The following is a 13,444-nucleotide window of genomic DNA, read 5'->3' on the forward strand; positions in this document are numbered from 1 at the left end:
AAAGCAGCTCACCATGAGCTGCTTTTTTTCTTATTTTGCACTGCATATTGCTTCATTTTTTCAATCGTCTTCACAAAACCTTCTTTTGATTTAATACGAATACCACGTTTCAATTTCGCACGCTCATAGCTCTCAAGCTTTTTCATATCAATTTGAAAGAAAGAATGGATCGCATTATCACTTTTCGGCACGCCTTTGAAAATTTGTAATATCCCTTCCTCTGAAACACCAAAATACCCACTTGTTTTCAATAACGGAGAAATATCATCAACTTTCTTTTGCAATACAATTTGTACATCATCACGATCAACAAGCTGCCATTCTTTATACTGCCGTAAAAATTTTTCTAAGTCCGCTACTTTTTCTGTAAAGATTTCCTCACTTACTTCTCCATCAACATACATACGCTCTAATAAAATTGTAACCTCAGGTTCTTTTTCCGTTACTTCTGGTACTGGCCCTTCCGCCTTCACATTCGTTTCATAAACGAAACAAAACATCATAACGAAAGCTTGCATCGCAATCAGTATCCATTTCATTTCCGTTCACCTCTTTTAGGCAAGATCATACTTTCATTAGTAGTTTTTCCGGAAATGGTGGTTTTATCCATATTACATTTCTTTCGAAAAATAAAAAATGCAGATAAGGGTTTACCTCATCTGCATGTATCATTTACTTTTATATAAAATGAAAGACGCCTGCAAAGCAGGCGTCTTGATGCGTTTACGGCGAGAGACCAGGCGACCACATTCGCGTGTTTAGCACTTAAGCATATCTCTCGTCTTACGTAAATTAGCTCATCGCTTTGTTAATATAACATTAATAAATTATAAGTGCAACATGTTTATAAAAATATTTTATTCCCTCTTTTATCCAACTGAATAATATGTAAATTATAAATTGATAAAAGTAATATATATGTTACAATTAATATAACAGCGAAATCATAATAAACAGGAGATGGATATTGTGAAAAAAATAAAGGATGAACGTCTCATTCTGAAAACATTAAAAAACATACGTATTGCCTTTCTTTTTCAATCGCTTGGTATAATTGGCATTTTAGGCTATATCGGATTCACTGAAGGAATGGATCAAATTACGAAATCTCCATTATGGCTATTATTTATTCTTACAAGTATCGTCCTTAGTTATTTACAGTTAAGTGTTTCAATCGATGTAGAAGAAAGTGAAAAGGAAATAAAGTTAACTCCTTATTATAAACTTGTCTTCCGCTCCCTTATTGTAGGAATCGTTATGGCTATTATTTATATTATTTTCAGTCCAGAAAGACCACTGTTTGAAGCTATTTTAACAGGTAGTATTCTTTTCATATGCTTTTTAGTTTCTTACTCCGTTGGTTATTTTATTAAAAAACGTCGTTTACAAGACAACGATGAATAAAGAGGAAGGGCTCACCCTTCCTCTTTTGTTTTGTTATCGCACTGTACCAGTTAAACCGTAACGAATGTCTCGGAACATATTCACTATGTCACGATTAAAATCGTTTGTAACTGTACCGTTACGTAGACGCGTGCTCATTGCATCGACACGAGTAAACATATCATTTCTTACAGAAACATATACGTTTCTGTTTCAAACTTCATTTGCAACAGCTTGACGAACTTCATTTGCAAGCGCTGTTTCGTTCGATACTGGATTACGTGGTTTTACCGCAATCGCTACATCGTTTCCATATACAACTGTAGACACACGGTCTACGTTATTCATACGTTTCACACGATTTGTAATTCTTTCAGCTGTTTTACCATCATTGTTAATGTATGAATTGTTCATTGTAATATTACGTGTTGGATGTGGATTAGCAATTTGGCCATTATAATTTACATCGCGGTAATAATTATTATATCCTGTATCGTTACGACCATTTCTATATGTTACATAATCTGTATAACGATCATTACGCGTTACATTATCACGATACTGGTGTGTATCATTATAAGATGTACGCTCGTAATTGTAGTTACGTCCATCCATTGCATTGTTATCTTTTGGTGTACCACATGCAGCTAATGCACTGGTAACTAACAAAGAAGCAGCAATCACTTTTACTTTCGTATTCAATACAAAAACCCCCTCTGTTAGAATGAGCTTCTCTACTGAAAAGCTCCCTCTTATGATGAGTAACAGAGAAGGTTTTTACACTGTTAATATTTCACTGGGAATTTTCTAGCACCTCATAAAAAAAACTTCATTTTCTTAATTAACACGCATGCAAAAAAGGCGGGAATACTCCCGCCTTTTTAAACTTCTTCTTCGTCCTCTTCTTCTGAAACGGGCTCTCCAAATACATTTGGTGGATCTGGTTGATAATACATCGTTCCTGGCTGTGGTGCATATGCAGACTGAGTTGGTTGATAATATAAAGGATTCGCATATTGCGGACCACCTGGTTGTGGACTATATAGTCTACTTTCTCCTCCGCATCCACAATCTTCCTCACCCTGCACAAGCGGCGGCATATTATTATCCATTGGCATCATATTCGGATTTGGCATAGACGTATATTGTGGTCCAAACGGCGCTCCTTGCTGATATGGCATTTGATATGGATTTGGTTGTTGATAATACGGATTCGGCGGCATCATGGGCTGTTGATACGGCATTTGATGTGGCATCATATTCGGTGGTTGATTGTTATCCATTATCGGCATTATATTCGGCATTTGATTGTTATCCATCATTGGCATCATATTCGGTGGTTGGTTGTTATCCATGATTGGCATCATATTCGGCATTTGATTGTTATCCATGATTGGCATTATATTCGGCATTTGATTGTTATCCATCATTGGCATCATATTCGGTGGTTGGTTGTTATCCATGATTGGCATTATATTCGGCATTTGATTGTTATCCATTATCGGCATCATATTCGGCATTTGATTGTTATCCATAATTGGCATCATATTCGGCATTTGATTGTTATCCATAATTGGCATCATATTCGGTGGTTGGTTGTTATCCATAATTGGCATCATATTCGGCATTTGATTGTTATCCATAATTGGCATTATATTCGGTGGCTGGTTGTTATCCATAATTGGCATTTGAATATTTGGCGGTATGACTTGTGGAATAACTACATTTTCTTTCGATACATTTGGCGATACTATATTCCCTACGTTTTCTTTCTTCACTTGCGGCGATATTATATTCCCTACATTTTCTTTCTTCACTTGCGGTGACACTATATTCCCTACATTTTCTTTTTTCACTTGCGGTGACACTATATTCCCTACATTTTCTTTCTTCACTTGCGGCGATACTATATTTCCTACATTTTCTTTCTTCACTTGCGGCGATACTATATTTCCTACATTTTCTTTCTTCACTTGTGGCGATATTATATTCCCTACATTCTCTTTCTTCACTTGCGGCGATACTATATTATTTTTTTTCGTTTGCGGAGAAATGATATTGTTAGGTTTCATTTTACTAATTTGAGGAGCAATTAACTCGCTTCCTTTTTTTATTACATCTGAAATTTTATATTCTTTTTTCGGTTTTATTGGTGGTTGTGGCGGCTGTGGCAATACATTTACCGAAAACTTCGTGTTTTCTTTTTCCGCCGGTTTTTGTTTTTCTATCACAGGTGGTTTTTGAATAACAGACGGTTTTTCAACTGGTTTCTCTTTTTGAATTGGCTGTTCTTTTTGCACCTCTTTTTGCGGTTTCACCTGTACTTCTTTTTGCGGCTTTACCTGCATTTCCTTCTGCGGTTTTACTTGCACTTCTTTTTGTGTTTGTTGCATAGCTGGCTGCTGTGTAATTGGTGCTGATTGATACGTAACTTCTTCTTCATCTTCTATTCCAAGTGGAGTTGGTGTTGCTGCAAATTCTTTTTGTTGCACTTCTTTTACGTATTGCTTTGGAGGCGCTGAACCTGCTCCAGCCTGTTGTTTCATGTGAACACTCTTGGATGGCACTTTAATTTTCATACCTGGCATGATTAAATCTGGATTACTAAGTTGTGTATTTGTTTTTTTCAACGTATCAAAATCCACTCCGTACTTTTTCGCAATTTTCCAAAGGGTATCCCCTTTTTGCACGATATGAATTTTCAAATTTTCCCCCTCCTGTATAACTTATCTATAAGTAACAAATCTCATGAAGTAACTCTTTCTAAATAACATTAACTTCTTTTCACTTTTATCACTTCTTCGATTTTCAATATCATTCGAAGTGGAATAAGCATAAAGAACCACAATGATTTCTTCAAAACAATGTATGCCCATTTTGTTCTTGTTATGATTATATGTATGAAAAAAAGCAACGGGAATACCGTTGCTTTACACACGCTCTAACATACGATTTAATGCAAGAACCGCTTCTGCCGTTACTTGTTTATCTACGCTAATAACGTTAATTTCTTCTCCTCTTTCTATCGTTTCAAGTACCCATAATAAGTGAGGCAAATCAATTCGGTTCATCGTTAAGCATGGACACATAAATGGATTAAGTGAAACAATTTCTTTATCTGGATGTTGCTGAATAATTCGGTTCACTAAATTCATTTCTGTACCAATCGCCCATTTGCTACCAGATGGCGCCGATTCAATCATATCAATAATATATTTCGTTGAGCCTGCATAATCTGAAGCAGCTACAACTTCATAGCAACATTCTGGATGTACAATAATATTCATATCAGGATGATTTTTTCGTACGCTCTCAATGTTCTTCACTGTAAAATTTTGATGAACAGAACAATGCCCTTTCCATAAAATCACTTGAATTTCTTCTATATCCCCATCGTACTCTAATGAATCTGTGTGTGGGTCCCATACTGCCATTTTATCTAACGGGATACCTAAATCGTACGCTGTATTTCTCCCTAAATGTTGGTCTGGTAAAAAGACGAGACGCTCTTTTTGAGTAAACGCCCAAGATACCATTTGCTTTGCATTAGAAGAAGTTACTGTTGCTCCTCCGTTACGACCACAAAACGCTTTAATTGCAGCTGTAGAGTTCACATATGTTAACGGAATCATCGTATCTCCAAATAATTTCTTTAACTCTTTCCACGCTCTTTCTGTTTGTTCAATATCTGCCATATCCGCCATCGAACAACCTGCACGCATATCTGGTAAGATGACAACTTGATCATCTGTCGTTAACATATCTGCTGTTTCCGCCATAAAGTGCACCCCGCAAAACACAATATATTTTGCGTCTTTATTGCTCGCTGCAACTTGCGCAAGCTGAAGTGAATCCCCTGCTGCATCTGAAAATTGTACCACTTCATCTTTTTGATAATGATGCCCTGGAATGAATAACATTTTCCCCATCTTCTCTTTAATTTCACGAACACGCTTTTCCATATCTTCCGTTGACATCGTGTAATAACGCTCTGGTAACATCGTTTCAATTGGCTGTACTTGTTCTAAAATACTCATATACGTTTCTCCCCCTCTAAGCCACTTTCCTTACCCTTCAATATTGAAACTAATATCAAGTGCTTTCACTGAATGTGTTAACGCTCCAAGTGAAATATAATCTACCCCTGTTTTTCCGTATTTCGATAAATCTTCAATTGTGATGCCCCCTGAAGCTTCTGTAACGATAGCGCTTGGTACAATTTTCGAAAACTCCCGGATTTCATCTGGCGTACGATTATCGAACATAATAATATCCGCACCAGCAGCAACAGCCTCTCTCACCTGTTCCTCAGTTTCTGTTTCTACTTCTACTTTCACCATATGTCCTAACTTTTCTTTCACTGATGTAACAGCTTTTGTAATAGAACCAGCAAACGCAATATGATTGTCTTTAATCATGACACCATCATATAAACCGAAGCGATGATTAAATCCACCACCACACACGACTGCATACTTATCAAACATACGTAGTCCTGGCATCGTTTTTCGCGTATCACAAATGCGAGTATGGCTACTATCTAAAGCAAGAACCGCTTTACGCGTCATCGTCGCTATTCCGCTCATACGCTGAATAACGTTTAATATAACGCGCTCTGCTGTTAATAACGATGCAATTGGCCCTTGCACAGTTGCAATGATTTCGCCTTTTTCTACAAGATCCCCATCTTTTTTATGAAGCTCTACTTCAATTCTCTCATCAATTAATTTAAATCCTGATTCAATTACTAAACGTCCTGCAAAGACCCCTGTATCCTTCGCAAGAAACGTTCCTTTCGAAAGTAAGTTATCTGGAAAAATAAGCTGAGATGTTACATCTCTTTCTCCTATATCTTCTAAAAAAAATCGATTTAATGCTTCTTTAACTTTTATCGTGTTCATAAAGCCCCTCTTCCCCTCATCACACAAGTTGTAGTTTTCTCTTTACTCGAACAATCTCTTTCTTTCCTATATTTCTATCTGGATAATCACTTCGGTAATGCCCGCCAATACTTTCTTCTCTTTGCAGGGCTGAAACAACTATAAGCTCACAAACTGTTAACATATTAATAAGCGTTATCTCTTCATTCGTAAGAACATCATGTTGTAATATCATATTTCGAACACCATACTTACTAAGCCATCTCTTCGCATAAGATAAACTTTGCTCTGTTCGCACAATCCCAACATATTTCATCATGCATTTTTGTATTTCTTCTTTCGTCGGTAAATGATTCAGAACGATAAACTTTGCTTCTTTTTCGGCTAGCATGTTCACCTTTTCTTTTGTCTCTCTAGATAAAATGTGTCTTCCGATTCTTCCTCCAAACACAAGACCTTCTAATAATGAATTACTCGCTAATCTATTTGCACCATGAACCCCATTACAAGCTACTTCCCCGACTGCGTATAGGTTCGGAATAGACGTCTCTCCATCACAGTTCGTTTTCACGCCACCCATGTGAAAATGAGTACCGGGCACGACTGGAATAAGGTTTTTATTTATATCGACTCCATTCGTTTTACATATCGATGACACAGTCGGAAAGCGTTGTTCAAAGTTTTGAATCATTTCGATGTTTAAGTACACTTTTTCACCCGCAAGTAGCTGTTCATGAATAGCCCTTGCGACTACATCACGAGGCGCTAAATCCTGTTCGGAATGTATATCCATCATAAAACGCTGCCCTTTGCCATTTATAAGGACAGCTCCTTCTCCGCGAACAGCTTCGGACACGAGGCCGGAACAACGCCCACCCACGTATAACATCGTCGGATGAAATTGTATAAACTCTAAATCTACAAGCTCTCCGCCTGCACGGTACACCATTGCAAGTCCATCACCTGTAATTGTCTCATCATTAGAAGTAAAGGCGTATAAACCGCCAATACCGCCTGAAGCTAACACCGTATAATCTGCATTGTAACGTTTCAGTTCTCCTTTATTGTTGCGAGTTAAAACCCCAACACATTTATCTTTTTCTATAATAAAATCGAGCACCATTTCCTGTTCCACTACCGTAACGTATGGAGCTACTTCTTGAATAAGATGCTCTAATAAATTCTTTCCTGTTGCATCGCCACCTGCATGTAAAATACGACGTTTTCGATGCGCTCCTTCTTTTCCAAGATGAGGACCTGTTTCATCTCCATCAAATTTCATTCCTCTTTCAATAAGGTTATTAATTTCTTTCGGTCCTTCCTCGACTAAATAACGGACCACTTCTTCATTGTTATAATGACACCCTGCTACTAACGTATCTTCAAAATGATCATTAGGATTGTCATATGTAGCTACCGCTGCGGCAATTCCACCTTGAGCTAAATGTGTATTATTATTACGTTTCGTCTCCTTTGTGATAATAATCACATTCTTTTCGTGACAAATCTCTTTTGCAACACGAAGTGCCGCAACGCCACTTCCAATAATTAAGACATCTGCACTTGGCATAATTGTTGCCTCCTACTTTACACTTTTCAACTGTCTTGACACCTATATTTACATAGTTTTAAAATAATGACAAGAGTTTTTTTATAATTCTTATTTTCACTACCATTTAAAAAGTAAAAGAAATGTAACTCTTACTAGAGAGAGGAACTTACATGATGATATATCTTGACTATGCAGCTACTACACCTATGAGCGAGGAAGCGTTACAAACATATATGAAAGCAGCTTCGCAATACTTCGGAAATGAACAAAGTTTACATGATATTGGAGGAACGGCTTCTTCTTTATTACAAGTTTGCCGAAAAACATTTGCGGAAATGATTGGAGGCAAAGAACAAGGAGTATTTTTCACAAGCGGTGGATCGGAATCGAACTATCTTGCGATTCAATCACTTCTAAATGCCCGAAATAAGAAGCATATTATTACGACACCTATGGAACATGCATCCATTCGAAGTTATTTTCAATCTCTAAAATCAAAAGGCTATACGATCACTGAAATTCCTGTTGATAAAAGCGGACTCATTTGTTTAGTAGATTTAGAGGCAGCTATTACAGAAGATACTGTGCTAGCAAGTATACAGCATGGAAACTCTGAAATCGGAACCGTTCAAAACATTACAAAAATCGGGGCACTTTTAAAAACATATAATGTTTTATTTCATACGGATTGTGTGCAAACGTTTGGTAAACTGCCTATCCATGTTTTTGAGATGGGGATTGATAGTCTTTCTGTTTCAGCACATAAAATATACGGACCAAAAGGTGTCGGCGCTTGCTACATAAATCCGCAATCTCGCTGGGAACAAGTATTTCCAGGAACTTCTCACGAAAAAGGATTTCGCCCAGGTACAGTAAATGTTCCCGGCATCGCATCTTTTTTAACAGCTGCTGAAAATATATTAAAAACTCAATGGGAAGAAAGTTTACGTTTTAAAGAGTTACGATCCTACTTTTTAGAGCAAATACAAACACTTCCGCTAGAAATTGAAGTAGAAGGTCATTCTACTTCTTGTTTACCACATATTGTTGGGGTTACAATAAAAGGAATAGAAGGTCAATATACTATGCTAGAATGTAATCGTCATGGTATTGCCATTTCCACCGGAAGTGCTTGCCAAGTCGGTAAACAAGAACCTTCGAAAACTATGCTTGCAATTGGAAAAACGTATGAAGAGGCCAAACAATATGTCCGCTTCTCTTTCGGACAACAAACAACGAAAGATCAAATTGATACTACTATTCATGCACTACACACAATTGGAAATCAATTTTATAGAGGTGTTAAATCATAATGAAACAAAATGAACAAAAAAAGATTTTAGGTGAAGAAAGACGACAGCTTATCCTCCAGTGGCTTCTTGCTGCAAATGAACCGTTATCGGGGAATGAACTATCGAAAAAGACGAACGTAAGTAGACAAGTTATCGTGCAAGATATTTCCTTGCTTAAAGCACGAAACGAACCAATTATTGCGACTGCTCAAGGTTATTTATATTTAAAGCCACAAGAGAAGCAACAAACTTTCGAACGCGTAATTGTATGCCAACATAAACCAGCAGAAGTACGTCAGGAACTTACAATGCTTGTTGACCATGGCGTTACGATTAAAGACGTAAAAGTTGAGCATCCTGTATACGGTGACTTAACAGCATCCATTATGGTAAGCAATCGCTTTGATGTAGAGCAATATTTACAAAAAATCGAAAACACAAATGCTTCCTATCTTTCACAACTAACAGATGGTATTCACTTACATACAATCGAGGCAGATTCTAAAGAAAAATTAAATGCTGCTTGTGAGGCACTGGATAAAGCAGGATTTCTCGTTTATTAATGTAAAGCACAGAGTTTTTATCATTCTCTGTGCTTTTTTAATGCTATAATATTGTAATCAATCGTAAAGGAGATCAAATATGGGAATTGAACTCGTTCACTTTAGCATTGGCAAACCGAAACAAATGAAATATGGCGAAGATAAAGAAATGATAACAGGTATATGTAAAGCTCCTACAGAAGAGGCCTTTCTCTCAAAAGACGGATTTCGTGGTGATGACGTAGCGGATTTAAAACATCACGGGGGACCTGATCGTGCTGTTTGTGTGTACCCACACGAGCATTACGCACTATGGGAAGAGGAATTTCAAACTATGCTTCCAGCTTCCACATTTGGTGAAAACATTACCGTAACAAATATGTTAGAGCATGATGTATGCATCGGAGATACATATCAACTAGGCGAAGCAATCATTCAAGTAACGCAAGCTCGCGTACCTTGTAGCACAATTTCAAAACGCCTTGGCATCCCTGGCATTTTGCCGCGCATTGTAGCAACTGGATTTACAGGCTACCTATGCCGTGTTCTTCAAGAAGGTACTGTACGTAAAGATTCTAAAATTACATTACTAGAACGTCAGCCGAGCAATGTTTCTGTTTTGTTCTCTAACGAAATTTATTTTCATAATAGAAAAGATAAAGATGGCATTGAAAAAATTCTTGCTGTTCCAGAACTAGCTGATATTTGGCGTGGTCAGTTAGAAGATCGTCTTGCGAAGTTAAAATAAAGTGAAACTTTAATCAGCCCTCACCAATCGGGCTGCCCGGCAAATAGCGGGATAAAGAATCCCACCTTTTGCAGGTGGGATTTTATTAATCTATCAAAAAATATACTAGGCAATGAAATGATATGGACGATTAGGCAAATACAAATATTCCATCTACATCTTACAACCAATAAGAAGAATAACTCCCCAGTACAGTAACAGAAAAACCGAGTGCTTCAAGTTCCATCGTTACGCCTGGCAATAATACGTCATCGTATGCTTTATCGACATCGATTAAGAAAAAGTAATTTCCAAGACCTGTTTTCATCGGACGCGATTCGATTTTTGATAAGTTTAATTTTCTCCATGCGAAAGCTGATAGCACTTGATATAGGGCACCTGCATAATCTGCAGGTAACGTTATCATAAGCGTCGTTTTCTCTCCGCGGTTTTCTCCGTTATTCGGGAGTATTGCTTTCTTTTTCTTATGGAGTACTAGGAAGCGTGTATGATTATTTTTATGCGTATGAATACTACGTCTTACAATTGTTAATCCGTATTTTTCTGCAGCTGCTTCATTTGCAATAGCGGCAATTTTTTCTTCAGGATGTTCTTTCACATATTGCGCAGCGGCACTTGTGGATGTCATATCTCGAACAGTTACTCCTTTTAATTCTTCATTTAAAAACTTATGGCACTGTGCAATGGCATGCGGATGAGAATGCACCGCATATACTTCATCCCACACTTCTGCATACTGCGGATGTACAAGTAAATGCTGCTGAATTGGTACTGTAATTTCTCCTACAATAGAAAGCGGCTGCTCATGTACAAGATAATCAACCGTTATATTCACTGAACCTTCTATTGCATTTTCTAACGGTACGACTGCGAAGTCTACATTTTCATTTGCAGCTGCATCTATACAATCTGGAATCGTTCGATACGGTACATGATCTGCTTCCGGAAAAAAACGACTCACCGCCATATTTGTAAATGTTGCTTCTGGTCCTAAATATCCTACTCGAATCATCGTCTTTTCCCCTCTTTTTCGTTTTCTTACTGTTATACCATACTTTTTTATATTCTTCTATGTAAATTTCGAATATTAAAAAAAGACTAGCATTTGCTAGTCTAAATGTTTCTTATATTCTCTTTGAGCGAAGAAGAAATAAATGATACATGCTACGATATAAAACAGAATGAACAAACCTACTTTTTTTAATGATCCATCCATAAAAAAAGTATTATGAAACGTATATAACGCAACTGCACTATGCATACTCCCTACTATAATTGGCGCAAAAAATAGCATACATAATTGCCAACGAGAAATTTTCCATACTTCTTCCTTCGTCATTCCAAGTTTAGAGAGTGCACCATACTGCTTTCGGTCCGATGCAATATTATGGAACCATTTAAAATACACGATACTACATGAAGTAAGAAAGAATAATATACTAATAAACGAGCCCACAAATAGAGTAATATCGCCGCCTTCTTTCATACTTACATATAACTCCATATTACTTCGAAATGCATTATTATTATCTTGTTTCATATGTTTCCGTAAATCTTCGTTCAATTCCTTCGTCTTTTCGATATTTGATAATGTGTAGCCTCTATATATCATCTTTTCAGAATCAGGAACCTTATTTGCTATATTATCAAAGTCTTCATCATTCATAATGAAGAACAGACCATTAATGTACGAAGGGTGATAGTTAAATTGAACCTCTTCTTTCTGACCGTTAAATACGAATTGATATGGTTGATTCATTACTTGCAATTGAATCTCTTTTTGATTATATACATTCGAATTATTGTATTTATTATAATAAACGAGTGTCACTGTACCTTTTTTAGGATGATATGTTTTCTGTTTTTGTTTCCTCGCTTCTTGGTTATAATCACTTTCTTTTATAAGCGGTGCTATTGTTGTTTCTCCTTTATTAGACTGAAAGGATGCATACACTCCAACAAAACTCATATATTGAAAATCATCATACCCATATTGATTCAGTAATTTTTCAACCGCACCTTCTTCAAAGACTTCATAAGTAGAAATACCTTTTTCTATGTACGAAAACGAGTGTACCCCTCCAGTTCGCCACATATCTTGCATGCTAGAAAAATACAAGAACACCGTACCTGTTGCCGTAACTACAAACGTCGTTGCCATAGACATCAGAAAGAAAAAGCGACCATTTTCCTTCATTCGATGTGACAATTGATTCACTATAAACAAATATGGATATGTATACATAATCTTTTTATTTCGCTTTATCATTTCTAACACTTGGGTAGCACCATGCGCGAAAGAAAAATACGTTCCCAAAAAGACAAGTATAGACACAGGGAAAAAGTATATTGCTATCGTAGCCATCGTCACTTGTAGCGCTAACGCATATCCTATCCCTAAACAAATAAAGCCGAATATACAAAGCCACTTTGATGTTTTCTTCTCTTTTTTATCTGTTCGAAATTCTTTCAATAACCGAATGATTTTTATATTCCATATACGTAAAGCACTTATAAAAGATAACAGAATAAAAACGACCATATATGTAATAAATGTTACACCAATCGCACTTACGTCAAATATAACAGGGAGTTCTTTCGGAAGCCCCAGTAACATACTAAACACCATGAAGAAGAGCTTTAAAAAGATCAAGCCCAGCCCTATACCGAAAATATTAGCAAAAATTCCAATTAATATTTGCTCGGTCATAATTACTCCTATTACGTTAGACTTCGTTGCTCCCATTAACATATATAACCCTAATTCTTTCTTACGTGCTTCTATGAAAATAGAAGTAGAGTACAAAATAAATATGACGAAAAAAGAAATAATTATAACATTACATATGATAAGTCCCCAACGTACGTTTTGATACCACATCGTCTCTTGCATATACGGATGTACAATGACAGACATATATGCAAAAGATGCAAATATCGCAAAACAACTACTTAAGAAAAACACTTTATAATTACGCCAATTTCCTTTTATATTTTGCAGCGCTAGTTGCCGAATGTTCATCTATCTTCCTCCTGTAACTTACTAC

Annotated in this window: 10 protein-coding genes and 2 pseudogenes; 4 read left to right on the forward strand and 8 right to left on the reverse strand. The window is 36.7% G+C overall.

What is annotated here, in order from left to right; all coding sequences use genetic code 11:
• Nucleotides 1-8: 8 nt before the first annotated feature.
• Complete coding sequence (locus N2V79_RS21705; RefSeq protein ID WP_023523098.1) at nt 9-539, reverse strand: BofC C-terminal domain-containing protein; 531 nt, start codon at nt 537-539, stop codon at nt 9-11.
• Nucleotides 540-969: 430 nt separating this feature from the next.
• Between N2V79_RS21705 and N2V79_RS21710 the strand changes: the two genes are divergently transcribed.
• Nucleotides 970-1,404, forward strand: a complete 435-nt coding sequence (locus N2V79_RS21710) for a branched-chain amino acid ABC transporter substrate-binding protein (protein WP_141240979.1) — start codon at nt 970-972, stop codon at nt 1,402-1,404.
• A gap of 33 nt (nt 1,405-1,437) precedes the next feature.
• Here N2V79_RS21710 and N2V79_RS21715 read toward each other — a convergent pair.
• The 5 genes and pseudogenes from N2V79_RS21715 to nadB form a co-directional block, all read right to left on the reverse strand.
• Nucleotides 1,438-2,085, reverse strand: a pseudogene (locus N2V79_RS21715) (YhcN/YlaJ family sporulation lipoprotein).
• Nucleotides 2,086-3,931: 1,846 nt separating this feature from the next.
• Nucleotides 3,932-4,088, reverse strand: a pseudogene (gene safA, locus N2V79_RS29255) (SafA/ExsA family spore coat assembly protein); the annotation flags it as partial.
• Between the two features lie 225 nt (nt 4,089-4,313).
• The gene (gene nadA, locus N2V79_RS21725) at nt 4,314-5,420 is read right to left on the reverse strand and encodes a quinolinate synthase NadA (RefSeq protein ID WP_000025335.1); all 1,107 of its coding nucleotides are present in this window, start codon (nt 5,418-5,420) and stop codon (nt 4,314-4,316) included.
• Nucleotides 5,421-5,450: 30 nt separating this feature from the next.
• Nucleotides 5,451-6,284, reverse strand: coding sequence for a carboxylating nicotinate-nucleotide diphosphorylase (gene nadC, locus N2V79_RS21730; protein ID WP_029443359.1), 834 nt, complete (start codon nt 6,282-6,284; stop codon nt 5,451-5,453).
• Between the two features lie 19 nt (nt 6,285-6,303).
• The gene (nadB, locus tag N2V79_RS21735; protein WP_098679252.1) at nt 6,304-7,833 is read right to left on the reverse strand and encodes an L-aspartate oxidase; all 1,530 of its coding nucleotides are present in this window, start codon (nt 7,831-7,833) and stop codon (nt 6,304-6,306) included.
• A 152-nt stretch (nt 7,834-7,985) separates the two neighbouring features.
• Here nadB and N2V79_RS21740 point away from each other — a divergent pair, with 152 nt between their 5' ends.
• The 3 genes from N2V79_RS21740 (at nt 7,986) to N2V79_RS21750 (ending at nt 10,397) form a co-directional block, all read left to right on the forward strand.
• Nucleotides 7,986-9,128, forward strand: a complete 1,143-nt coding sequence (locus N2V79_RS21740; protein ID WP_053563611.1) for an IscS subfamily cysteine desulfurase — start codon at nt 7,986-7,988, stop codon at nt 9,126-9,128.
• Nucleotides 9,128-9,670, forward strand: a complete 543-nt coding sequence (locus tag N2V79_RS21745) for a transcription repressor NadR (protein ID WP_088025474.1) — start codon at nt 9,128-9,130, stop codon at nt 9,668-9,670. Before N2V79_RS21740 ends, N2V79_RS21745 begins: the two co-directional genes overlap by 1 nt.
• A 79-nt stretch (nt 9,671-9,749) precedes the next feature.
• Nucleotides 9,750-10,397 carry an MOSC domain-containing protein gene (locus N2V79_RS21750; RefSeq protein ID WP_197233244.1) on the forward strand — a complete coding sequence of 216 codons (648 nt, stop codon included), beginning with the start codon at nt 9,750-9,752 and terminating at the stop codon, nt 10,395-10,397.
• 160 nt (nt 10,398-10,557) lie between these two features.
• Here the strand turns inward: N2V79_RS21750 and pheA are convergent, their stop codons facing one another.
• Together pheA and N2V79_RS21760 are read right to left on the reverse strand one after the other, a co-directional pair.
• Nucleotides 10,558-11,409 carry a prephenate dehydratase gene (gene pheA / locus N2V79_RS21755; protein ID WP_000621693.1) on the reverse strand — a complete coding sequence of 284 codons (852 nt, stop codon included), beginning with the start codon at nt 11,407-11,409 and terminating at the stop codon, nt 10,558-10,560.
• 96 nt (nt 11,410-11,505) lie between these two features.
• Nucleotides 11,506-13,419, reverse strand: a complete 1,914-nt coding sequence (locus tag N2V79_RS21760) for an ABC transporter permease (protein ID WP_340720210.1) — start codon at nt 13,417-13,419, stop codon at nt 11,506-11,508.
• Between the last annotated feature and the right edge of the window lie 25 nt (nt 13,420-13,444).

Origin of the sequence: Bacillus sp. CH_70, assembly GCF_038007045.1 — a bacterium.
In the GTDB taxonomy this organism is placed as follows: domain Bacteria; phylum Bacillota; class Bacilli; order Bacillales; family Bacillaceae_G; genus Bacillus_A; species Bacillus_A cereus.

What these genes read in the sequence shown, in the direction of transcription:
- nadA (WP_000025335.1), bottom strand. Translation starts at nt 5,420, where the DNA reads ATGAGTATTTTAGAACAAGTACAGCCAATTGAAACGATGTTACCAGAG.
- nadB (WP_098679252.1), bottom strand. Translation starts at nt 7,833, where the DNA reads ATGCCAAGTGCAGATGTCTTAATTATTGGAAGTGGCGTTGCGGCACTT.
- N2V79_RS21740 (WP_053563611.1), top strand. Translation starts at nt 7,986, where the DNA reads ATGATGATATATCTTGACTATGCAGCTACTACACCTATGAGCGAGGAA.
- N2V79_RS21705 (WP_023523098.1), bottom strand. Translation starts at nt 539, where the DNA reads ATGAAATGGATACTGATTGCGATGCAAGCTTTCGTTATGATGTTTTGT.
- nadC (WP_029443359.1), bottom strand. Translation starts at nt 6,284, where the DNA reads ATGAACACGATAAAAGTTAAAGAAGCATTAAATCGATTTTTTTTAGAA.
- N2V79_RS21750 (WP_197233244.1), top strand. Translation starts at nt 9,750, where the DNA reads ATGGGAATTGAACTCGTTCACTTTAGCATTGGCAAACCGAAACAAATG.
- N2V79_RS21760 (WP_340720210.1), bottom strand. Translation starts at nt 13,419, where the DNA reads ATGAACATTCGGCAACTAGCGCTGCAAAATATAAAAGGAAATTGGCGT.
- pheA (WP_000621693.1), bottom strand. Translation starts at nt 11,409, where the DNA reads ATGATTCGAGTAGGATATTTAGGACCAGAAGCAACATTTACAAATATG.
- N2V79_RS21745 (WP_088025474.1), top strand. Translation starts at nt 9,128, where the DNA reads ATGAAACAAAATGAACAAAAAAAGATTTTAGGTGAAGAAAGACGACAG.